At 53.9% G+C, this 21,000-nt stretch carries 22 protein-coding genes and 2 pseudogenes; 16 read left to right on the forward strand and 8 right to left on the reverse strand.

Annotation, left to right across the window (positions count from 1 at the left end):
* Nucleotides 1-26 precede the first annotated feature (26 nt).
* Nucleotides 27-1,928, reverse strand: a complete 1,902-nt coding sequence (locus tag JOE29_RS12990) for a methyl-accepting chemotaxis protein (protein ID WP_024648919.1) — start codon at nt 1,926-1,928, stop codon at nt 27-29.
* A gap of 223 nt (nt 1,929-2,151) precedes the next feature.
* On the opposite strand from JOE29_RS12990, the gene JOE29_RS12995 reads away from it, so the two are divergent.
* Nucleotides 2,152-2,658 carry a GAF domain-containing protein gene (locus JOE29_RS12995; protein WP_003318374.1) on the forward strand — a complete coding sequence of 169 codons (507 nt, stop codon included), beginning with the start codon at nt 2,152-2,154 and terminating at the stop codon, nt 2,656-2,658.
* A gap of 7 nt (nt 2,659-2,665) precedes the next feature.
* Here the strand turns inward: JOE29_RS12995 and JOE29_RS13000 are convergent, their stop codons facing one another.
* From JOE29_RS13000 to JOE29_RS13010, 3 genes are all read right to left on the reverse strand, one after another.
* On the reverse strand, nt 2,666-2,917 hold the full coding sequence (locus JOE29_RS13000) for a hypothetical protein (RefSeq protein WP_003318372.1): 252 nt from the start codon (nt 2,915-2,917) through the stop codon (nt 2,666-2,668).
* Between the two features lie 92 nt (nt 2,918-3,009).
* Nucleotides 3,010-3,849 (reverse strand): TauD/TfdA family dioxygenase, encoded by an 840-nt coding sequence (locus JOE29_RS13005; protein WP_004417939.1) that lies wholly within the window; start codon nt 3,847-3,849, stop codon nt 3,010-3,012.
* A gap of 82 nt (nt 3,850-3,931) precedes the next feature.
* The gene (locus tag JOE29_RS13010; RefSeq protein WP_210079581.1) at nt 3,932-5,158 is read right to left on the reverse strand and encodes a DUF2314 domain-containing protein; all 1,227 of its coding nucleotides are present in this window, start codon (nt 5,156-5,158) and stop codon (nt 3,932-3,934) included.
* 139 nt (nt 5,159-5,297) lie between these two features.
* On the opposite strand from JOE29_RS13010, the gene JOE29_RS13015 reads away from it, so the two are divergent.
* The 7 genes and pseudogenes from JOE29_RS13015 to JOE29_RS13040 all read left to right on the forward strand — a co-directional run bounded on the left by JOE29_RS13015 (nt 5,298) and on the right by JOE29_RS13040 (nt 10,564).
* Entirely contained in the window at nt 5,298-5,801 is a 504-nt protein-coding gene (locus JOE29_RS13015; protein WP_003409996.1) for a GNAT family N-acetyltransferase, read from the forward strand.
* Between the two features lie 289 nt (nt 5,802-6,090).
* Nucleotides 6,091-6,672, forward strand: coding sequence for an ATP phosphoribosyltransferase regulatory subunit (locus tag JOE29_RS13020; RefSeq protein WP_103364625.1), 582 nt, complete (start codon nt 6,091-6,093; stop codon nt 6,670-6,672).
* A gap of 78 nt (nt 6,673-6,750) precedes the next feature.
* Entirely contained in the window at nt 6,751-7,209 is a 459-nt protein-coding gene (locus JOE29_RS13025) for a metallophosphoesterase family protein (protein ID WP_103364624.1), read from the forward strand.
* Between the two features lie 299 nt (nt 7,210-7,508).
* On the forward strand, nt 7,509-8,387 hold the full coding sequence (locus JOE29_RS13030; protein ID WP_210079582.1) for a putative phage abortive infection protein: 879 nt from the start codon (nt 7,509-7,511) through the stop codon (nt 8,385-8,387).
* 121 nt (nt 8,388-8,508) lie between these two features.
* A complete protein-coding gene (locus JOE29_RS13035; protein WP_057407027.1) occupies nt 8,509-9,525 on the forward strand; it encodes a hypothetical protein in 1,017 nt (338 codons plus the stop codon).
* Nucleotides 9,526-9,812: 287 nt separating this feature from the next.
* Nucleotides 9,813-9,932 (forward strand): annotated as a pseudogene (locus tag JOE29_RS25475) (permease); the annotation flags it as partial.
* Nucleotides 9,933-9,988: 56 nt separating this feature from the next.
* On the forward strand, nt 9,989-10,564 hold the full coding sequence (locus JOE29_RS13040; RefSeq protein WP_003367325.1) for an N-acetyltransferase: 576 nt from the start codon (nt 9,989-9,991) through the stop codon (nt 10,562-10,564).
* Between the two features lie 70 nt (nt 10,565-10,634).
* Here the strand turns inward: JOE29_RS13040 and JOE29_RS13045 are convergent, their stop codons facing one another.
* Complete coding sequence (locus tag JOE29_RS13045; RefSeq protein ID WP_210079583.1) at nt 10,635-12,203, reverse strand: TerC family protein; 1,569 nt, start codon at nt 12,201-12,203, stop codon at nt 10,635-10,637.
* Nucleotides 12,204-12,850: 647 nt separating this feature from the next.
* On the opposite strand from JOE29_RS13045, the gene JOE29_RS13050 reads away from it, so the two are divergent.
* Nucleotides 12,851-13,132 (forward strand): hypothetical protein, encoded by a 282-nt coding sequence (locus JOE29_RS13050; RefSeq protein WP_003424123.1) that lies wholly within the window; start codon nt 12,851-12,853, stop codon nt 13,130-13,132.
* 154 nt (nt 13,133-13,286) lie between these two features.
* Nucleotides 13,287-13,475: pseudogene (locus tag JOE29_RS13055) on the forward strand (FKBP-type peptidyl-prolyl cis-trans isomerase); the annotation flags it as partial.
* Nucleotides 13,476-13,606: 131 nt separating this feature from the next.
* Here JOE29_RS13055 and JOE29_RS13060 read toward each other — a convergent pair.
* Entirely contained in the window at nt 13,607-14,437 is an 831-nt protein-coding gene (locus JOE29_RS13060) for a metal-binding protein (protein WP_245226701.1), read from the reverse strand.
* A gap of 320 nt (nt 14,438-14,757) precedes the next feature.
* Nucleotides 14,758-15,525, reverse strand: a complete 768-nt coding sequence (locus JOE29_RS13065; RefSeq protein ID WP_210079584.1) for a hypothetical protein — start codon at nt 15,523-15,525, stop codon at nt 14,758-14,760.
* Nucleotides 15,526-15,890: 365 nt separating this feature from the next.
* On the opposite strand from JOE29_RS13065, the gene JOE29_RS13070 reads away from it, so the two are divergent.
* The 6 genes from JOE29_RS13070 (at nt 15,891) to JOE29_RS13095 (ending at nt 20,088) form a co-directional block, all read left to right on the forward strand.
* The gene (locus JOE29_RS13070) at nt 15,891-16,820 is read left to right on the forward strand and encodes an FRG domain-containing protein (protein ID WP_103364622.1); all 930 of its coding nucleotides are present in this window, start codon (nt 15,891-15,893) and stop codon (nt 16,818-16,820) included.
* Between the two features lie 351 nt (nt 16,821-17,171).
* On the forward strand, nt 17,172-17,453 hold the full coding sequence (locus tag JOE29_RS13075; RefSeq protein ID WP_003424123.1) for a hypothetical protein: 282 nt from the start codon (nt 17,172-17,174) through the stop codon (nt 17,451-17,453).
* A gap of 153 nt (nt 17,454-17,606) precedes the next feature.
* Nucleotides 17,607-17,948, forward strand: a complete 342-nt coding sequence (locus JOE29_RS13080) for an FKBP-type peptidyl-prolyl cis-trans isomerase (RefSeq protein ID WP_032661426.1) — start codon at nt 17,607-17,609, stop codon at nt 17,946-17,948.
* A 129-nt stretch (nt 17,949-18,077) separates the two neighbouring features.
* Nucleotides 18,078-18,305 carry a hypothetical protein gene (locus tag JOE29_RS13085; RefSeq protein WP_003317903.1) on the forward strand — a complete coding sequence of 76 codons (228 nt, stop codon included), beginning with the start codon at nt 18,078-18,080 and terminating at the stop codon, nt 18,303-18,305.
* Nucleotides 18,306-18,355: 50 nt separating this feature from the next.
* Nucleotides 18,356-19,060 (forward strand): YoaK family protein, encoded by a 705-nt coding sequence (locus tag JOE29_RS13090; protein WP_058445037.1) that lies wholly within the window; start codon nt 18,356-18,358, stop codon nt 19,058-19,060.
* A 65-nt stretch (nt 19,061-19,125) separates the two neighbouring features.
* Nucleotides 19,126-20,088, forward strand: coding sequence for a class I SAM-dependent methyltransferase (locus JOE29_RS13095; protein WP_074953594.1), 963 nt, complete (start codon nt 19,126-19,128; stop codon nt 20,086-20,088).
* A gap of 45 nt (nt 20,089-20,133) precedes the next feature.
* Here JOE29_RS13095 and JOE29_RS13100 read toward each other — a convergent pair whose 3' ends face one another.
* Nucleotides 20,134-20,973, reverse strand: coding sequence for an IclR family transcriptional regulator (locus JOE29_RS13100; protein ID WP_024961343.1), 840 nt, complete (start codon nt 20,971-20,973; stop codon nt 20,134-20,136).
* Nucleotides 20,974-21,000 lie beyond the last annotated feature (27 nt).

Below are 21,000 nucleotides of genomic sequence, written 5' to 3' on the forward strand. Positions count from 1 at the left end.
GCGCCGGGGTTTACCGGCAATGAACGTCAGACGCGGAATCGACTGACCAGACTCTGCAGATGCACGCCCAGACGAGCGAGCTCTACGCTCGACGCGGCAGTCTCTTCACTGGCGGAAGCCGTCTGTTCAGAGATGTCTCGCACATTAAGAACACTGCGATTGATCTCTTCGGCAACGGCGCTCTGCTCTTCGGCGGCAGCGGCGATCTGATGGTTCATCGTCTCGATCGTCGAGATTGCCTGAGTCATGTTATTGATGGAAACACCCGCATTGCGTGTCAGCTCGACACTGTTTGCAGTCAGTGCCTGGCTGTTGTCGAGGATCGTTGCCACCTGCGCTGTACGGGTATGCAGACCGCTGATCAATGCCGCGATCTCTTCGGTCGACGTCTGCGTGCGCTGGGCCAGGCTTCTCACTTCGTCAGCCACCACCGCAAAGCCTCGACCTGCTTCGCCCGCACGCGCGGCTTCGATTGCAGCGTTGAGGGCGAGCAGATTGGTCTGCTCGGCAACGGCCTTGATGACATCCAGCACGCCACCAATCTTGTTGCTTTCGTTCTTGAGCTCGTCCATCGCGGACTTGGAGTGCGTGACTTCAGTCGCGAGTTTCTCGATCTGGGCAACTGCCTTGGAAACCACGCCGTCGCCTTCGCGAGCTTCTTTCGATGCGTTGACCGCAGCATGTGACGCCTGCTCTGCGTTGCGTGCAACTTCCTGAACGGTCGCAGACATTTCGTGCATCGCAGTGGCGACCTGATCGGTTTCGCTCTTCTGGCTGTTGACGCCGGCGCTGGTCTGCTCGGTGACGGCTGACAACTGTTCGGCGGCACTGGCGATTTGTGTCACGCCGTCGCGCAGGCCACCAATCAACTCGCGCAGGTTGCCGGTCATGCGCATCATGCTGCCCTGCAGCTGGCCCAGTTCGTCCTTGCGGGTGATCACCTGATTGTTCGTCAAGTCACCATCAGCGACACGCTCTGCCAGTTTCAGTGTGTCACGCAGCGGGCCTACGATAAGGTTGGTAATTATCCATGCCGCCAGGGCGCTCATGATCAACGCTGCAATCAGCCAGACAGAGAGCAGCATCTTGGCCTGACTCACATCTTCCACTCTCAGGTTGACCTGGTTCTCGGACAGCTTGTCAGCACATTCAAACAGAATGCCGATGTCTTTGGTGATGCCTGCCTGAGCCAGATCAATCCTGGCCTGCGCCGCGGTGAACTGATTCAAGGTGTTCTGATAGCTGATGACCGAGTCCACAAGATGCTTGATGATCGCCGACTGGCCATCGAAACCTTGCAGATTTTTGAACGATTCGATAACCGTATTCATCGATGTTTCCGCTGGGGCACGGTTCTCCGGCTTCAGCGAATAGGTGTAGCCACGCAAGTCAAAGCGCATTTTCTGGAACAGCGTCATCGCCTGCACGATGGCGTCGCGCTGTGCGGGAGTGCCGTCATCGGATCGGGCAATGGCGTTGAGCTTTTGCAAATCGTCAGCGCCTGCATCGGCATACTGGCCAAACACCGAACGGGTAGCCTCACGGGCAGCGGTCGCCTGCATGAGGTTGTCGTAGTGGATACGGTAATCCTTCAAGGCGTCTGCGGCAGTATTGACCAGCGGCACATTCAACGGGGAGTCGAACACCTTCTGCGCGTACTTCACATGATTTTCGAGACTTTCGAAAGCTTTCAGCCAGTTGCTGGCGCGCTCGGCGTCATAGTTGACCGAATAAGCCAATCGGGCTATCCGGACGTCCCGCGTGAGCGAGCTCAGCTTGCCGATGTCGGAAATACGCTCGCTTCGTTCACTCAGCGAGGTGATGCCTGTCCAACCCGTCAGAGCGATCAGCACCGTCAGTACGATGACCAAAGCAAACCCGAGCACAAGCTTGGACCTGACAGAAATATTGCGCAGAGTGTTTATCACAGGGAGTCGCTCTTTCGTTGGTCATCAGTGGAGTACAAGAGGCCTGTCCTTGCCAGCTAGCTATACATCCACAAATGTCGGCAGCGAGGCTTCAAACTTTAAAACTGGCGTCAATATTTCGCTTGAAAATAAATCCTCCCAGGCGCGACCAACCCCGATGGCATTTTCATTCCAGTCAGTTAGCATGGGCCGTTACCCACACTTGGGTATTCTGGAGAAGTGCATGAGTCTGGAATTGATCGCCTCAAAAAGCAGCTTGTTGACCATCGAGGAGCGCGCTGCGATTGCCGAGATCGAGGCCACGACCAATGTGCTGCGACTTGTCACTCGCCTGACAGGCATGCGCTTCGCTGGTATCGCCAAATTTACCGACGCAGACTGGATCGCCTGTTCTGTCTATGACCCCACTGACCTGGGTATGGACGACGGCGATGTGTTCGAACTCGAGACCACGCTCTGTAACGAGTTTTGTACCAATCCCCAGGCACTGTTCGTGCCGCAGATCAGCACGAACGGCCGGTATGCGAACCTGCCAGTTGTGAAGCGCTACGCCATCGAAAGCTATGCGGGCGTGCCGATCTACCTTCCCGACGGACAGCTGTATGGTGCGTTGTGCGCTCTGGACTCCAGAACGACGCTGTTTGACGACCCCGATCTGGCGGAAACCCTGACCCTGTTCGCCCGATTGATCGGGTGCATTTTCTTCGCCAACATCAACGAAGGTAGCTGACCCGAGCTCACGGGCTGCCGGGCGGCTCTGCCAGCGCGTACAAGGGCATCGACTCAAGCAAAGCGCTGCTGAACTGGCCTTCGTCGAGTTGCATGCGATGTCGGGGCGGAACGGGTGTCGCAGGGTGATCGCTGTCCAGCAAGGCTTCGACAGGCAGATCGATTCCGAAATGAGGAAATGGCTCCTGAGCCACCCAACCGCCAGCGGCCAGGACCAACAATAGAAAAATACCCGCAATGGGTTCTTTGGGTCTGCACATTCTCGTTTCTCCAGTCCGGCAAAACGATCCGGCTCATGATGAGCCACTCAGTATAAAAGCCAGGGCGTCACCCGGCTCTCGCGGTCGTCGCATTACGCGAAGGGCTCTTCGCCCTGCAACTTGGTGCGGTGCATCATTCGCCCGCACTCGGGGTCATAGGCTTCGGCCCGGTGCATGGTGCCGGTGTTGTCCCAGATCACCAGATCACCGACCTGCCACGCATGGCTGTAACTGAACGCCTCGGACGTGGCCCACTCGCGAAGGCCGACCAGAATTCGCGCACTTTGCGCCAGGCTAAGGCCAACGACTTGCTGCGCGGTGCAGCCCAGAATCAGCGACTTGCGACCGGATCGGTGCTTCCAGACCAGCGGCAACTCCTTCTCGCCGATAGCCTGCATGGCCTCGAGCATCGCAAGGCCAGGCTCCGGATTGTAATAGAGTAACGATGCCCATGGGGCATGAATGACGCGCAGGCTGTCGTAATGTTGTCGGTCAGCGCTCGATAACCCCTCATACGCCGCGTAAGTGTTACAGAAACCCGTGTTGCCTCCCCAGCTGGCCGGCACCTTGCAGGACAACAGTGAAGCCAGAATGGGTGAATCGCTGCTCGTACCGTCTATGTGCCAGTAGAGCGAACCTTTGAGAAACTCCGCGCCTGCCGGATTCTCTTTCACATCCAGGCTGATCCGGGTGATGTTCTGCCCATCGCCGGGTTCAGGGCAGAACGCACCCAGCGTGCGAGTGAAGGCTATCTGCTCTGCATCGGAAAAATGAATCTGCGGGAACACCAGCACCCCTCGCTGCTCCAGCAGTTCCCGGATCTCCCCAGCAAAACGCCCCGACAGCAGGTCCTGCTTGCCGTTGAAAACACGCGCGCCAATGCCTGGCTTGATGGGCTCCTGCGACAGCTGAACGAGCGAAGTGGCTAACATGGTGCAACCCTCTTCATAAGTGAACACAACGGTACACTTATGAAGAAATGGAAGCAATAGCTCTGTTTTGCCGCGGGACGTTTTAAAGGGAATGCAGGTAATTACCCAAGTGATCGTGCAGGAAGAAAGCGAGCAATACTCCGATAAGCATTGCCAGCAAATCCAGCGCTCTGGCCTTGCCCCATATCGGCGTGCGCTCCCGGAGTCGAAAATACCAGGGGCCCGTACAGAGAATCAGACCCTGCCCCAGGAACCAGACAAGAGCGATGAAAAGCCCAGTGCTTAAGAGGCTGTCGTTTCTGACAATCAGAGAACCTGTCGACTGACTCAAGGCAGCAAAATAAAGGCCGACCACCCCGATGACCGCCATCGTCAGCCCAATGGGCCAGGCTGGAAAACCGCGACGCTGTACGTGCTTTTCAAGGTTCGCACGATCTCCCTCCAACAGCTCGATGGTTCTCGGCCATCCTGCGATACGCGCAAGCGTCAGTACGTCATGGCCGTTGCTGTTGGTCGCCGCAGAATCTGCCCCCATGTACAGAAGCGTAGCGACGAAATTGCAATTACCGGCGAGGGTTTCGCGATGGATCATTTGCCAGCCCGAGTCGTCGTAGTCAGTGGCCAGACCCGGATCATCCCGAAGGCCCTCTTCCACGGCACCCTGTGCGTTGAGTCCCATCGGATGCTCAAGCCGCTCCAGCTTGTTCAAGGCACGTTTATCCGATGCACTGTCCAGTGCGCGCGTGAAGCAGACCGGTGACTTGCCCTCTGCTGGCGGAACAAGCATAACGGTCCCCGCCTCACCAAAGTCCAACCCCCACGCCTGGTCATGCTCGACACGCTCGGCCGCAGACATGCCGGACCGCAGGGCATCGATAGTGAAACCGCCGAATGCGCGACCGCCAAACACATAGACCCAGTCATTCAAGCGGTCCAGGGAAACCGACACAGAGTCCCCGGCATTTATCGAACTCCCCCACACAGGCTCATTCATGAGAACGCCCGAGAGGGTCAGGCCGTCGAAATCGACATCCGTGACCCACATGTTCTCAACCGATGGGCTGTCGGGATCGGCTGAGTCAGTCGTGAAGGACACCTTTACGGCAGCCAGGTCCAGCGCTTTTACAATTCGGCGACGCTCCCAGGACATCTCGCGCCAGAAGAATCTGAACGTGCGCTGCGCACTGGCAACCGCGGCACGAAAGTCCTCGCTCTCGCCTTCAACACCGTAAATTTTTTGCTCCGTCATTGGCAGGGTCATTCCTTGTTTGATGAGTGCGAACAGAATGGCGGTGTCGCTGGCCCTCATTCAATTCGGCTGTTTTAAATACATTACTTCTTGAGTCACTGTTGCGCCAATCTCGATATTAGCTGCTTGCGGCGAGGATAATCCGCTGCCAAAGTGCCTCGAACGAACGCCTGATATGCAATTCAAGGAAAGAATCAACATGCACGCCCCTGCCCCGCAAATCCTCATCCAGCGCATGGCCGACATTCACCTCGAAGGTGTCACTGCACTCTATAACGAGCCTGCGGTGTGCCGTCAGGTACTGCAGATGCCTTATCAGTCCATCGAAGTCTGGCGCAAACGCCTGGCTGCCAGTACCGAGCGACACGTGAAACTGGTCGCGCTCCATGGCAACGAGGTGATTGGCAGCATTGGCCTGGAGCAGTATTCGCGCAGTCGACAAAGCCATGTCGGCGCTATCGGTATGGGCGTCGCATCGGCCTGGCAGGGCAAAGGCGTCGGCTCGAAGTTGCTGGCAACCGCACTGGACATCGCAGACAACTGGATGAACCTGCACCGGGTGGAGTTGACCGTGTATGTCGACAACGAAGCAGCCCAGGGTCTGTATCGAAAATTCGGTTTCGAAACAGAGGGCCGGCTGCGCAACTACGCGGTGCGCGATGGCCTGTTCGTCGATGCCTTGAGCATGGCGCGGCTCAGATAAACTGTGTCCGTCAACACCGCTACTTGAGCGATGCGTCAAAGCATGCAAGGATCAGCCATGAATCAATTTCCCCAAAGCAACCGACATCACCACCACAGCCCGCTTCAAGGTGCTGCGGTTGCTTGTGCTCATCGATTGGCCAGATATAGATCCACGTTCTGACCCATCAGTGAAACCGACCAAGGCGCCCATGGCGCCTTTTTTATTGCCTGAAAAAACTGGAGATCATCACCCATGACCATGCTACGCGGAACCCGCATCGTGACCGGAACAGAAGCCGCAACCCTGCGTGACACAGAAAATCGTTTCCGGAGCTATCTTCATCGAAGCCGGAGCTGAGGAAGCGATAGTGCCGGCCTTATGGGGCCAAGACACCTTTATCGAAAAAGCCGGCGGCAGCGAAATCATCGGCCAGATGTGGGCCTTCGAGGACAAGGCCGGGCGCGCCTGTTGCCTGATACCCGAAGCCACGGCGCTGTTTCAGGAACGCAGCGAAGCGCTGCTTGAGGGACGACGTGAAGCGCTGTTTTTCTACGTGGCACGCTGTTATCGCTACGAGCGCCCGCAAGCCGGACGCTACCGCGAATTCACCCAGCTGGGACTGGAAATCCTCAGCCCTTCACCGCAACAGGCGTTGCTGCGCAGCCAGGCCATCTGCACCGGTTTTCTGGATTCGCTGGGCCTGGACTATGAACTCAATACCGCCGTGAAACGGGGCCTGAGCTACTACCTGGAAGGCAACGGCTTCGAGGTGCGATGTTCACGCCTGGGCGCGCAGCAGCAAGTAGTTGGCGGCGGCGCCTATCGAGAGGGTGCCGGGTTTGGCATCGGGCTGGAACGGCTGGTATTGGCGCTTGGGTGCGGCCAATAACGCGCATCCTGTAACTGGCCGTAGAAGCGCAACGCGTTACACTGCGCTTCTACCCTGCCCCCGACCCGAGGCCCCCGTATGAAAGTTGGTGTGATTTCCGACACCCACGGACTGCTCCGTCCTGAAGCCATCGCTGCGCTACAGGGCTGCGCACAGATCATCCATGCCGGTGACATCGGCAGCCAGGACATCGTCGAGCAACTGACAGCCATCGCCCCGCTGCACATCGTGCGCGGCAACAACGACATGGATGCAGACTGGGCAACACACATCGCCGATCACCTGCGCTTCGACATCGACGGCTGGCAAGTCCTGCTGGTCCACGACATCGCCGACGTTCCAGCGTTAGTGGATGACAGCGTGAAACTGGTCGTGACCGGCCATTCACACAAACCCCTCATCGACTGGCGCGGCGACACGCTGTATCTGAACCCTGGCAGCTCCGGGCGGCGGCGTTTCAAACTGCCGGTGACGCTGGCGCTGCTTGAGGTGAGCGCGGATGCGATTGAGCCGAGTCTGGTGCAGTTGGTCGACTGACAGAACTGCTTCGTCGCTCCCGGCAGTGTAAAGGCCCTGCTGACTCCAGCTTTCGAACCGAAATCATCTTGGCGTTAGCGGCAGCCACTCAGAACTGAACGGTGCACGTCCCCCCCCTTTCATAAACAGTGGTAATTCACTTCATAAAAAGGTAAAAATCAATCCACAGTGAGTCATAAGCCTGATTCACATCAGTGCGGAATAAGCTCAGGAAAACTGGAGCAACGAGCCTTAATTTCAAATCGCTCTGCACAAAATTCCGAATCTACAACGTGATGCCATTTAAACCCGGCGAAAGCATGGATGATAGTATGACTAAATTACGGAATAAACCATATCAATTGTTTGAGTCTTTCGTAAACCCCACAGATGATCTCGGTATTAAAGGCCTGTACCGAATATTTGTTTTCGCTTCGCTTGTCATAATTATCATTTTTTTGATTGATGTAGCTTTAACACTATACACGTATAAAAATGACGAGCCTAGCCATGGTGTTTTTGGTGATTTTTTTGGAGGTGTAGCTAATCCATTTCTAACATTTTTAACATTTATGGGTTTACTTTTGACAATAGTTATTCAGAAAGCAGAGTTAAGGGACTCAAGGGTAGAAATGAAAAGATCAGCCGACGCTTTGGGTGAACAAGTATTGACTTTTCGAAAACAGAGCTTTGAAGTTACATTTCTTAAAATGCTGGAAATTCACTCTTCACTCACCCAGTCCATAGATCTCGTATTGAGCAGAACACAGAAGACAATTACAGGTACGGATTGCATGGAGCGATTCCACGCAAGACTAAAAACCAACTATCGAAAGAAGTTTTCAGGAAATGGCATGCCGTTCGATAGAGAGACACTTCAAGAAATGAACGAACTCAAATCCATGTATGCTGAGTTCTGGGAACCCACCAGAAAAAACCTGCACAACTGGTATGAAAACCTAACAGTAATTCTAGATTATATTTGCTCGGACGCCAACTCTTTAGAGCCTTATACTTCTATGGTTTCCGCCCAATTATCCGAGTACGAAAAAATACTAATGTTTTATCATATTTGCCTTCACGACAACGGACGCCTGAAAGATCTGACACTAAGATCAAATTTTTTAAAAACCTTACCTACAGATTTGCTGCTTCATAAAAGCCACACCGGCTTACTACCAACCATTAGTTTTATATAAGAACCAATCAATCACACCACTTAGAAACAACTGAAATCAACGAACCACTGACCGGACAGCGGAAACCACTCATGATTTATATTTCAGAAAAACCAAAAAGCGGTTACCGCAAAGGAACTCTATGAAAGCACCTAAACTTAAAACGTTGTTAACCCCTCCTCCTAACGCTGATAAAGCTTGGTTTCAGAAGAGAGGCAGAGATTTTGAGCTTGTGCTTAATAAGTTTCTCTCAGACGAAGATATGGAACCTCGAACAAACATGCGGCCCACTGGCGAGGAAATCGATGGTTCGTTTGCAATGGGTGACCGTTTTTTCCTACTAGAAGCCAAATGGCATGCGGACCCTATTCCCGCCTCTAGTTTATATGCCTTCAAAGGAAAGGTGGATGGGAAGCTTATAGGCACAATTGGAGCTTTTTTCTCCATGTCTGACTATAGCCCAGATGCTGTGGATGCTCTACTGTTCGGCAAAGCTTTAAACCTAATCCTCTTTGGTCATAAAGACTTATCACTGATCAATGACGGGAAGATAACTATGCAAGAGGCTATGCGCGTAAAGCTTCGCTACGCTACTAATTATGGACAGCCTTTTTTTGCATTAGAAATTCACTTAAAAGAACTAGCAGCATCGAAGAAAAGAGCATCCACATCAAAACATCGCAGCGACTGGATCATCCTAGTAGAAAGTGCGAGCGACGCTCAAACCATTGATGAACTGCTAAAGAAATTTAATATAAAAGCGGAATTTGAAGTTTTCCCAGCGGGCGGACAACTATCTGTAGCGCCGTTAGCAAAGTATCTAATAACGAAGTACAATTCAAAGAAACACAATTTAAATCTGGCGGCCATTATTACGCCTTCACCAGACTCCCAGCTCCAAAAAGCACATATCAGGGATCTTGAATCCTACGAGGTACAACTAGTAAACTTGAGCTCCTCATTAGAGGACTGGCTTTCAAGCTATGTTCCGGTCGACTACGATAACACTATGACAATGTTCACAAACAGCGAAGGGAAAATGGCAAAGCGTTACGCTTCTCGTGCAAATCCAGATAAACTCCTTGCCGAAAATCCTACTTTTTCCGCGCTCATCGACAACCTTAAAGCTGCTCCTAAAAATAGCAAATCAAAAGGATAGCCTAACCATAAACCCCCAAACAGAACTTGAGGGTTTATGCTAAGTCACACAACATAAAGCATCTCAACTGCCGACACGCCTGAAGAAATAGATCCTTTCAACCTAGGCAAACCAAGCCAGCAGTCGAAATTATAATTTAGCACTTGGGCAAACAAGCTTACCAAGGACGATATGTAAGAATGAAAGTGTTGCTAGCTTTTAGTCGATAGGGCAGAAGCAATCTACTTCAAGCACAGTATTCCACTTATCAATCAGCAGCCCCACATCTAGCTGAGGCTCGCCGAGTAATTACTTTAGCCTTTGAGGCTCGTGCCAAAAAAGAGATGCTGTTCAACAAGTACCTGAATTTTCTGCACACCGTGCTCCCCTCCAAGGCCGAGTTCACCGAAAAAGCCTGGAAGTGGTAGCACACCCACGCTAACGTACACGCCGGAATTCAAGCCCTACCCACCAAGGCCTCACCATGATCCAGATCCGCCCCATGACACCGGAAGATTTCGAGCGCTTCTGGCCCACCTTTCAGGCTGTCGTCATCGCTCAGGAAACCTACGCCTACGACCCTGCCCTCACTCAGGAGCAGGCTCGCGATCTGTGGATGAAGGCGCCGTTGCACACGCTGATTGCGGAGGAAGATGGCCAGCTGTTGGGCAGTTATTACCTGAAGGCCAACGCGGCAGGCCCGGGTAATCATGTCTGCAACTGTGGCTATATGGTGACGGACGCGGCGCGGGGTCGTGGTGTGGCGCGGTTGATGTGCGAGCATTCGCAGCAACTGGCGCGCGACAGCGGGTTCCTGGCGATGCAGTTCAATTCGGTGGTCGCCAGCAATGAGGTGGCGGTCGGGTTGTGGAGCAAGCTGGGTTTCGAGACGGTCGGGCGGTTGCCCAAGGCCTATCGTCATGCCCGATTGGGCCTGGTGGATTGTCTGGTGATGTTCAAGTGGCTGGCTGATGAGCCTGTGGCAAAAGAGCCTGCGCAGCCCAAGCTCATTGGCCGCAAGAATATCGAATCCGTGGTGTCGCGTCCGCGTCGAAAATAAGCGCGACGCACACATGAAGACGGGGCCTGCTCACCATGAGCAGGCCCCGTTTTGCATTACAGCTCGGTGCTTATTTGCCAGCCCCCATGTCGGGCTGCTTCTGCAGCAACACCCGAGTCACTCGGCGCTCTTCCACGCCGACGACGTGCAGGTTCCAGCCCTGCCAGCTGAGGCTGTCGCCGGTAGACGGCAGGCGATCGAGCAGGCTCATGACCAGTCCGGCGAGGGTCTGATAATCCTCGGTCGCCTTGGCCTGGAAGCCGGTGCGCTCGCGAATCAGGCTCAGGTTCAAGGCTCCCGATACCACAAAGTCCTCGCCCTGCTTGACGATATCCGGACCTTCCACTTCGCTGGCATCAGGCAGCTGGCCAGCGATGGACTCGAGAATGTCGGTCATGCTCAAGACGCCGATGAAGTCACCAAACTCGTTGACCACAAAGGCGATGTGCGTCGATTCCTTGCGCATCTGCTCCAGGGCATTGAGGATGGTGAAGCTTTCCAGCAGGTTGATTGCCTTGCGCGACATCAGTTTCAAGTCGGGCTCGTTGCCGGACAACAGCTCCTTGAACAGCTCTTTCTTGTGCACGAAGCCCAGCGGCTCATCGATACCGCGCTCGCCAATCAGCGGCAGACGCGAGTAGGACGAGTGCATCAGTTTCAGACGGATCTTCTCGGCACTGTCGTTCAGGTCGATACAGTCGACTTCCGCCCTCGGCGTCATCACTGTGCGAATCGGCCGCTCTGCCAGTTGCAGTACGCCGCTGATCATCACGCGCTCACGACGGTCGAACACCGGCTCGCTGCTTTCACCATCCAGCATGTCGGTGATTTCCTCATCGACGTCACCAGACTCCAGCTTGCGACCGCCCAGCAGGCGCATCACCGCGTGGGCTGCCCGCTCGCGGCGCGGCAGGTGGCCATGGGCCGACTTCTTGCTGCGCTTGCGGGCGATCTGGTTGAACACTTCGATGAGGATCGAGAAGCCGATGGCCGCATACAGATAGCCCTTGGGAATATGGAAACCCAGGCCTTCGGCGGTCAGGCTGAAACCGATCATCATCAGGAAGCCCAGACACAGCATGATCACCGTCGGGCGGCTGTTGACGAATTTGGTCAGCGGCTTGCTGGCAATCATCATCAGGCCAATGGAGAAGATCACCGCGATCATCATCACCGACAGGTGCTCGACCATGCCGACGGCGGTAATCACCGCATCCAGCGAGAACACGGCGTCCAGTACGACGATCTGCGCAACGATAGGCCAGAACAACGCATAGCCCGCATTACCGGCGCGCTGGGCGACATGGCCTTCCAGGCGCTCGTGCAGTTCCATGGTGGCCTTGAACAGCAGGAACACACCACCAAACAGCATGATCAGGTCGCGACCGGAGAACGTCTTGCCGAATATTTCGAACAACGGCTCGGTCAGCGTCACCATCCACGAGATGCTCGCCAGCAGGCCAAGGCGCATGATCAACGCCAGCGACAGGCCAATGACGCGCGCCTTGTCACGTTGTTCAGGGGGCAGCTTGTCGGCCAGGATGGCGATGAACACCAGGTTGTCGATGCCCAGCACCAGTTCCAGCACGATAAGGGTCAGCAGGCCAAGCCATGCCGTGGGATCAGCGATCCATTCCATGGGTTATGCAGCCTCACAATAAAAATGGCAGGGATTGGTATGGGTCACTGTAGACCAGACACCATGGCTGAACGTCAGGCATGGCGTTGCAGCGTCAGGACGCGAAGGTCTGCCGGAATCCATGCAGTGCAAGAGGTTAAGTAGAGAGACGTTCGAATGAAGCGGTCTGCTCGGTAACAGTGAAATCACCGGCCAGCCATAAGCGATGGGAGGAGGACAACTCGGAGGCTCCTGGAGGGTATTCATACAGTCCTGAAAATCATTACGGGCGCTGATCGTACAATACCCATAGATGTTTCGTACGTTGAGAAAGTATTACAAGACTTGACCGCAGAGCATGCTCGTTGCCGAGCCGTAAATAAGCACAGGGCGACGTTTTGTCACACCTCCAGGCACTACCAGTTGTCTGACAACAGAATGGCGCGGGTAGATGCGCCAATCCATTTGTTTTAAAATGTTTCCATAACGTCAGGCATGCGCAGTGCTTCCCGCGATCATTTTCAACGTCGCCCTTCACTGCTCGCCTGATCAGAATCATAAAAAGAAAGCCCGTCATAGACGGGCTTTTTTCGTTTTCAGCTTTTGCATCCGATGCCCTCGACGGCAACCGGGCAACCCGTTTTCTTAACCTTTGAGGTGATTTACCCATGCTGCGCATCGTTGTTGTTCATTTGTTCCAGTGGCTCAAGCGTCTGTCGTCCGCGCTGTTCTTCCGCAGCGCAGAGGACAACTATTCGCGCAGCTTCACACGGGAAGACGATGACGAAGGCCGCTGGACCTTTGTCTCGATCGTCATCGTTCTGACCCTCAGCCTTTATTGCCTGGCGGGCCTGGGTTACTACGCCAAGACCAACATCTGGGACGGCTTCACTCAGGAGCAGAAAGAGAACATCGCGCAGGCCATGGTGGTCAGCTCGCAGAATCTCTGACAGTTACTGGGGTTCGACTAAACGGGGGAAGCGAAAGCTTCCCCCGTTTTCGTTTCCACCGGTTTGTCATGAAGCGGCTTGTCATGAAGCGGCTTTTCTGCGAGAAAGCCCGCTCGCGCCAATGACAGAGCGCGCTGCAACCGGAAGCTTGGCAATGAGCAAAGAATTACAGATTACCGATCTGCACCCCGGCGAGGGCAAGGCAGCGGTAAAGGGTGCACTGATCACCACGCATTACACCGGAACCCTTGAAGATGGCACTGTGTTCGATTCCTCCCACGAGCGTGGCAAGCCGTTTCAGTGCGTGATCGGCACAGGTCGCGTCATCAAGGGCTGGGAGCAAGCTCTTTGTAAGTAACACTGGGAAATTTTGACTTATGTTGGGCAAAGCCAGTGGCATGTGCTTGTATCGATGCGTGTTAAAGCTCCGTAGTATCGTGATCAGGATGTTGGTAAACCCTGCTTGGAGACGGCTCAATCTTTGATCGGATAGCTGACAATCGCTTGTGCACTATTGAGTGCCATCATCTGATCACCCGAAAAGCCTGTAAAAGGGAAACCTGAATAAGGGAAATGGCCAGACGATAAATCGACAAAAAGCCTGTCGTCTGTAAGTTCAACCTTGCAAGCCCCAGAAGGATAAATACCCTTTCCTTTCTCAGTTATAGAAAATGCCAACGGAAAAAAAGATAGCAAACTAATACTGCATTGATTTCCACGATTTCTGAACGCAAAAAGCTTAATACTTAAATGATGGCGATGTGGGTAGAACCAACAATACATATCGTGTGTATCTTTCATAGCAGTATCATCACCCATCACAAACTTTTGGAGCGGTGTAAAATATGGCGAGGCTATTGGTTTCTCTCTACACTCATCGACAGTGGTGGCGGATAAGACATGACCTATCATTGCACGACAGAATTTCACAGCATCAAACGGAAACCAAAAAACGTTGTGCGGATTACTGGCATACGTGAAATGATGATTCACAAGTTCAGTGATCCCTTTATAAACCCTTGCCACTTCTTGATCATTCACACCCAAGTAACCACTGTTACATTCTTTACAAATAGTTTTAAATTTACTCCCATTAGGCGATTTCAAGCCCCTGACTGGAACCGGATCCACCCCCATTATTTCAGTTAGGTGTACCTGCTCGACCTTGGTGATTGTAATACTACCCTGTGGAGGTACGTGATCCCAACTGAGCTTTCCATAGACTCCACAGATCAAGCAGTAGCCTTGGACAATCTCTGTGTGCATGCGTCGCTGAGTCAATCTATTTTTGAATTCCCCCATCATTACCTCTCCTAACGTAAATGAACACAATATAGTCGAAAATCGAGAGCGCCTTTATACCATTGATATCGAAGCAGCCCTGAAATGCAACGTGCTACATAATCTCGATCTCATTTCCTAGGCGGTGTGGCTGTTAGGCGTCCTAGGAGAGGATAGATCAGTTATCAGGTAGGCACAAAAAAAGGCCACTTTAGTGGTGGCCCTTTAGGGTTGCCTGTCTGCCTATCAAATTTGGTTAGCTTATCAAGTGCTCTTGCAAGACCGTACGCGAGTAAGAACTGTTTTGTTCAGTGCCTGCACACAGGACAATGGCACTATCATAGCTACCCCTTACTCAAAACAAGTTTTCTGCCAGACGCTGTCAATTGGAACCGTTTATCAAGACCTATATTGAATCGCAAGACATATGCAAGATCTCTTAGATCGTCAAGCGCACTAGTCAGGGCCACCTTGGTAAGGTCAGATCGAGCAGAAAGGTTTGAGATTGTCGGTATTACACTCGTATTCTCACAGTCCGCTACTAGCAGCAATATGTCGAAATGTGTTTCAGTCAGCGCCACTTGGGTAGATTTCTCGTTAGGTATAGACTGATTCTGGACTTTCAAAACACTATTTTCATCCAGCAGCTTTGCATTAGCAGACTCTAACTCAACACAAACTTTTTCCAACTTCGCTCTGACAGCTTCAGCAATACTAAACTTTCTATTCTGCTTATTGTAATCATCTACAAGTAGATCGTACTTACGCACCAAATAATAACTCAAAGCACCAAACCCCAGAGAGGGTATTAGAAGAAGCAATAAGACTTTCCATAAGGCCAAAGGCGCCTCAAGCGTTATTAAACTATATAGCCAGCTAAGGGCACCCGAAGACCAAGCAGGCAACTCTCCGTGCTCGATAACATAGTTAACCAAGCCCGCTACCACCAGACCGATAGCAGCCGCAGCCCCCCCTAAAACTTTCCCTATAAACCCTTTCAATTTAGCCTCTTCCCAGACGAGTAAAAACGCTATTCTATCAGAGCAAAACGTCGCCAGAGTGAAGACCTTTTCCAGCGCAAAACCCCGCCAGAACGGCATAAGCGCTCCCATGCGTTTCTCAATTTTTTCACTAAAATAATGGTCTATTTCATTGGAAGCTTTGCTTTATGCGTCAAAAGCCAGATTCAAGCAAGGGGCATTAAGCAACAACCCCCCACACAAATGAGAATCACTCTTAATTTCCAAATAACCCAGTCCCCCCTCCTGAGAGCCTGTCGGCGCTTAGGCTTTTTCGAACTTTCTAGACCAAGCATTAAGCGGGATAATGCCGTAGGGCTCCACAGGCGTGCTTACCGTTGGCATTGAGGCTGGACAGCCTCACCTAATAACCCCCTAGACTGTCTACTAGGTGTTGCTACTCTTCATTAACGGCCATTACACTTGGATACAACCAACAGAATAAGGATGAAGGAACGATGGCAAGCCCAACTGAGATACCCTTTGAGACTGCACGTCAGTTACTTGACTATGTATCCCCCCTTAATGAAGTTTGGAAAAACGGGAAATACGTCTTCAGGGGCCAGCCAAGCGACGCATACAAGCTTACCCCTTCTGTATGCCGTAATGGCAAGGGGTCATTTGGGTACGATTCCCCTCGAAGAATGTTAGACAAATCAAGTTCGGGCCAAGTCCGCTTTGAGCTAGAAATTTTGAAGAAATTCTTAGATGGTTGTGATCGTTCGGGATTAATTGTGCCCGGATATACAGAGCAGATTAGAGATAGACTGCTAACTGCTCAACACTCGTTCATGAGTGGAAAAGGACCGTGGCCTCAGCAAGAAATGCACCAAATCATGGCGATAGCTCAACACTACGAAGTGCCAACCCGCCTCCTAGACTGGACTGATAGAAGCTTTGTCGCCTGTTACTTTGCAGCAGCATCAGCTAGCTTTGAGATTGACTTTATGGGGATGCCGAAGATCGCCGTGTGGGCGCTGGAAACAACTCCTGCTCCTTTCTGGAAGACGGTGAAGATCATTCGACCACCCGGAGGCACGAGCCAGAATCAGGCGGCTCAGTCTGGTTTGTTCACTGCTCACCATGCGAAGGATCACATAGACGATACATACACGGTTGATGCACTTGAGGATGTTCAAGAAATCTACAACATAACAGATCGCCATGCTCCACTTATAAAAATGACACTCCCACTGAGTGAGGCACCAGACTTGCTGGATTTGTGTTCAAAGATGGGCATTGATGGATCAACCCTCTTCCCAGGATTTCATGGCGTGGCAAAGATGGTTAAAGACTGGGGTAATATTGAGATTGGAGTCAGGCACACTCAGTCTGCGATAGACCAATACAATGCTGATAGCTACGAACATGATCCTGACTTCCACTGAGCACTAAATAACTTATCCTGAATTTGAATCACCGGCAGGTATAAAGCAAACATCGAGAGAGAACGAAATAATTAGAGATAAGGGCGTTAATCCTAAAATACCCATAGATGTTTCGTACGATGACAAAGTATTACAAGACCTGACCAATATTTTTTAAAATATTTCCATAAAGTCAGGCATGCGCAGTGCTTCTCGCGATCCGTTTCAACGTCGCCCTTCACTGCTCGCCTGATCAGATTCATAAAAAGAAAGCCCGTCATAGACGGGCTTTTTTCGTTTTCAGCTTTTGCATCCGATGCCCTCGACGGCATCCCGGCAACCCGTTTTCTTGACCTTTGAGGTGATTTACCCATGCTGCGCATCGTTGTTGTTCATTTGTTCCAGTGGCTCAAGCGTCTTTCGTCCGCGCTGTTCTTCCGCAGCGCAGAGGACAACTATTCGCGCAGCTTCACACGGGAAGACGATGACGAAGGCCGCTGGACCTTTGTCTCGATCGTCATCGTTCTGACCCTCAGCCTTTATTGCCTGGCGGGCCTGGGTTACTACGCCAAGACCAATATATGGGACGGCTTCACTCAGGAGCAGAAAGAGAACATCGCGCAGGCCATGGTGGTCAGCTCGCAGAATCTCTGACAGTTACTGGATTCGACTAAACGGGGGAAGCGAAAGCTTTCCCCGTTTTCGTTTCCACCGGTTTGTCATGAAGCGGCTTGTCATGAAGCGGCTTTTCTGCGAGAAAGCCCGCTCGCGCCAATCACAGAGCGCGCTGCAACCGGAAGCTTGGCAATGAGCAAAGAATTACAGATTACCGATCTGCACCCCGGCGAGGGCAAGGCAGCGGTAAAGGGTGCACTGATCACCACCCATTACACCGGAACCCTTGAAGACGGGACTGTGTTTGATTCCTCCCACGAGCGTGGCAAGCCGTTTCAGTGCGTGATCGGCACTGGTCGCGTCATTAAAGGCTGGGACCAGGGCCTGATGGGCATGAAAGTCGGCGGCAAGCGTCAATTGTTCGTCCCCGCCCACCTGGCCTACGGCGACAGAAGCATGGGCGCGCACATCAAGCCCGGTGCCGACCTGACGTTCGAAATAGAACTGCTGGAAGTGCTGACCCGCGACGATTGAGCAGCTTGCCTTGCAGATCAGCCTGAATCGGCCGATACCCTGACGCACAGGCACACGCCTGATTGCTTGTTATCGCAGAAAAAGCCATGCTCCGGGTATGGAATTCAAGGTCTTGGCACAGGAACACGTATGGCGCTCAATAAGTCGACTCAGGAGCTGAAGCGACACCTGAAAGGGACAGCAACCAACCTGGAAAACACGGCGGAAGAAATTCTCAAACTCGCCTCTCAGATGAACGATGTGGATGTCACCGCAGTGCTGCAGATGGTCAACCGTCTTTACAGCGATGCCGACCAGCTCAAAGCCTATGCTGATGAGGTCAAGGCCAAGCGGATCGTGCGCGCCAAGCCGCTGTAAATCGCTGCACCCAAGTTCAGACGCGCTTTCTTCGGTCCAGAGGACCTTCGATGCTGCCACAGCCCGCCACTTCCAGCGTCAGCCCAAGGCATCTGAGCCTGCAGAAATGGCGTGGCCGGGTCGGTATGGGGCTGGTTGCGAGCCTGTCGGTTCTGGCCGGCATGACCGATGCCATTGGCTTCATGGCGACCGGCGATTTCGTTTCGTTCATGAGTGGCAACACCACCCGGCTTGCCGTCGCGATCAGTGATGGCGACCTGAGCGTGATGGTGCGTCTGACCCTTGCAATCCTGGCTTTCATTGCCGGCAATGCGCTGGGCGTAGTGGTTGCGCGTCTTGGCGGGCGGCGTGCCCTGCCTTTGCTGCTGGGCATCGCCACGCTGCTGTGTGCGGCTGCCGCATGGCCACTGGAAAGCAACATGCTCGCGCTGATCTGGGCGATTCTGGCAATGGGCATGCTCAACGCCGCCGTCGAGCAGGTCAACGGGCTGCCGGTCGGTCTGACTTACGTGACCGGTGCGCTGTCGCGTTTCGGTCGTGGCCTGGGGCGCTGGATGCTGGGGGAACGCCGGGACGGCTGGCGCGTGCAACTGGTCCCCTGGGTCGGCATGTTCATCGGGGCCGTGATAGGCGCGCTACTCGAGCACCGCCTGGGGCTCAATGCCCTGTTGATCAGCGGCAGCTTGTCGGCGTTGCTGGGACTGGTTTCGCTGAAAATCCCGCACCGCTGGCAACGTCAATACATGCCACGCTGAACCCTGCGATGCCCATCTGCTGAAATACGTTTACCATACGCCGCTTTTCCTGACCGATCTGCGCCATGACCCCTGAAGCACTCGCGATTCTGCAACAGCACCTGATCGACGCGTTGAACAACGTCCCGAATGAAACCCGCCGCCTGTTTCACGGCCGTGGTCGTGTGTGGCCAGGGCTGGAGCACATCACCGTCGACTGGATGCAGGGCGTGGTGCTGGTCTCGGTGTTCAAGGAACCTCTTGAATCCGAGCTGGCAGCATTGATGCAGCTGTTGCACGCGTTGATCGACACGCCCCAGTGGCAGCTGAGCCAGGCGCACACCCTGCTGCTGCAGCACCGCTATCTGCCACAAAGCACTACGCAATGGCTGACCGGCGAGGTCGTGGATGAATGGGTGATCACCGAAAACGGCCTGCGCTACAAAGTCGATTTCGGCAAAAAGCAGAACAGCGGCCTGTTTCTGGACATGCGCTACGGCCGTGAATGGGTGCAGGCGCAGGCCAAGGGCAAACGCATCCTCAATCTGTTCGCCTACACCTGCGGCTTCTCGGTCGCAGCCCTGGCCGGGGGTGCCGATCACGTCGTGAATCTGGACATGGCCCGTGCTGCGTTGAATCGCGGTCGCGAGAATCATCGCCTCAATGATCAGGACCTCAGCCGCGTGACCTTTCTGGGCCATGACCTGTTCAAGTCCTGGGCCAAGGTCACCCGTTGCGGCCCTTATGACCTGATCATTATTGACCCGCCGTCCTTCCAGAAAGGCAGTTTCATGCTCGACAAGGACTACCAGCGTGTCCTGCGTCGATTGCCGGAGTTGCTGGACGAGAACGGTTCAGTGCTGGCGTGCATGAACGATCCCGCACTGGGACCGGACTTTCTGATTCAGCACACCGCAATCGAAGCACCTTGCCTGCGCTTCGAACAACGCCTGGAAAACCCGCCGGAGTTCCCCGACGCTCGCGTTGAGGGCGGCCTGAAGGCGCTGGTATTCAAGGCAGAAGGCTTGAACCGCAGCGGCTGGGCGTAACGAGCGAAGACCGACAGCCGCTTCGAAACTGAACAGGCATGCTGCCTATTCAACCTGCCCGAACACCTGGCTGGGCCGCCGCAGCGACGGGTCGAACGGGTTGATTCTGGCGCTGATGGCCGTGGCTTCGCGCTTGAGCAGTTCGACCACGGTCATCAGGCGATCCGGCCCAAGCCGATCGGAGATGGTCGCCACACTGAGCGCAGCCACTGCACGACCGCTGCGGTCCAGGATCGGCACAGCAAGCCCGGCCATGCCCGGAAGCGCGCCGGTGTTGCGCCCCGCGTAGCCCTGGCGTCGTACGTTTTCCACCTCCGAACGCAGAAACACCTCGTCGTACAGGTGAAAATCCTTGAGCCGTGGCAGGTTGTAGGCAATGACCGTTTCCCGCTCGTCCTCAGGCAGAAACGCAAGAATCGCCAGACTGCCCTGCCCCACGCCCAAGGCTACACGGCCGCCGATGTCGCCGGTGAACGTGCGGATCGGGTACGGGCCTTCGCTGCGGTCCAGGCAGATCGCGTCGAAACCGCTGCGTGCCAGCAGAAACAGCGAGTCACCCAGTGAGGCGGACAGGCGCAAAAGGCTGGGGCGCACCACGTCACGCAGGTTGCCGGTATTACCCGCCTTGGCGGCCAGGGCGAAGAACTCGATGCTCAACCGGTAACGTTTGCTGAGCAGATCCTGCTCGACCATGCCCTCATCCATCAGGCTGCGCAGCAAGCGGTGTGTGGTGGGTTGCGACAACCCGACCCGCTGGGCGAGTTGCGTGACCCGCTCGCCGCCTTCGTCACAATCGCCCAGGCAGCGCAGTACCGCGAACAGACGGGAAACGGCTCCCACGCCGACTTCAGCTTTCTCACTATTCCGATCAGTGGAATTATCCATAGCAATATCTCTTTATATTTCCACTAA

This window comes from Pseudomonas sp. PvP009, from assembly GCF_017832995.1.
In the GTDB taxonomy this organism is placed as follows: Bacteria; Pseudomonadota; Gammaproteobacteria; order Pseudomonadales; family Pseudomonadaceae; genus Aquipseudomonas; species Aquipseudomonas syringae.

What these genes read in the sequence shown, in the direction of transcription:
- JOE29_RS13000 (WP_003318372.1), bottom strand. Translation starts at nt 2,917, where the DNA reads ATGTGCAGACCCAAAGAACCCATTGCGGGTATTTTTCTATTGTTGGTC.
- JOE29_RS13080 (WP_032661426.1), top strand. Translation starts at nt 17,607, where the DNA reads ATGAGCAAAGAATTACAGATTACCGATCTGCACCCCGGCGAGGGCAAG.
- JOE29_RS13025 (WP_103364624.1), top strand. Translation starts at nt 6,751, where the DNA reads ATGAAAGTTGGTGTGATTTCCGACACCCACGGACTGCTCCGTCCTGAA.
- JOE29_RS13045 (WP_210079583.1), bottom strand. Translation starts at nt 12,203, where the DNA reads ATGGAATGGATCGCTGATCCCACGGCATGGCTTGGCCTGCTGACCCTT.
- JOE29_RS13005 (WP_004417939.1), bottom strand. Translation starts at nt 3,849, where the DNA reads ATGTTAGCCACTTCGCTCGTTCAGCTGTCGCAGGAGCCCATCAAGCCA.
- JOE29_RS13070 (WP_103364622.1), top strand. Translation starts at nt 15,891, where the DNA reads ATGGCAAGCCCAACTGAGATACCCTTTGAGACTGCACGTCAGTTACTT.
- JOE29_RS12995 (WP_003318374.1), top strand. Translation starts at nt 2,152, where the DNA reads ATGAGTCTGGAATTGATCGCCTCAAAAAGCAGCTTGTTGACCATCGAG.
- JOE29_RS13100 (WP_024961343.1), bottom strand. Translation starts at nt 20,973, where the DNA reads ATGGATAATTCCACTGATCGGAATAGTGAGAAAGCTGAAGTCGGCGTG.
- JOE29_RS13050 (WP_003424123.1), top strand. Translation starts at nt 12,851, where the DNA reads ATGCTGCGCATCGTTGTTGTTCATTTGTTCCAGTGGCTCAAGCGTCTG.
- JOE29_RS13095 (WP_074953594.1), top strand. Translation starts at nt 19,126, where the DNA reads ATGACCCCTGAAGCACTCGCGATTCTGCAACAGCACCTGATCGACGCG.
- JOE29_RS13030 (WP_210079582.1), top strand. Translation starts at nt 7,509, where the DNA reads ATGGATGATAGTATGACTAAATTACGGAATAAACCATATCAATTGTTT.
- JOE29_RS13075 (WP_003424123.1), top strand. Translation starts at nt 17,172, where the DNA reads ATGCTGCGCATCGTTGTTGTTCATTTGTTCCAGTGGCTCAAGCGTCTT.
- JOE29_RS13040 (WP_003367325.1), top strand. Translation starts at nt 9,989, where the DNA reads ATGATCCAGATCCGCCCCATGACACCGGAAGATTTCGAGCGCTTCTGG.
- JOE29_RS13035 (WP_057407027.1), top strand. Translation starts at nt 8,509, where the DNA reads ATGAAAGCACCTAAACTTAAAACGTTGTTAACCCCTCCTCCTAACGCT.
- JOE29_RS13085 (WP_003317903.1), top strand. Translation starts at nt 18,078, where the DNA reads ATGGCGCTCAATAAGTCGACTCAGGAGCTGAAGCGACACCTGAAAGGG.
- JOE29_RS13010 (WP_210079581.1), bottom strand. Translation starts at nt 5,158, where the DNA reads ATGAGGGCCAGCGACACCGCCATTCTGTTCGCACTCATCAAACAAGGA.
- JOE29_RS13015 (WP_003409996.1), top strand. Translation starts at nt 5,298, where the DNA reads ATGCACGCCCCTGCCCCGCAAATCCTCATCCAGCGCATGGCCGACATT.
- JOE29_RS13065 (WP_210079584.1), bottom strand. Translation starts at nt 15,525, where the DNA reads ATGGGAGCGCTTATGCCGTTCTGGCGGGGTTTTGCGCTGGAAAAGGTC.
- JOE29_RS13090 (WP_058445037.1), top strand. Translation starts at nt 18,356, where the DNA reads ATGCTGCCACAGCCCGCCACTTCCAGCGTCAGCCCAAGGCATCTGAGC.
- JOE29_RS13060 (WP_245226701.1), bottom strand. Translation starts at nt 14,437, where the DNA reads ATGATGGGGGAATTCAAAAATAGATTGACTCAGCGACGCATGCACACA.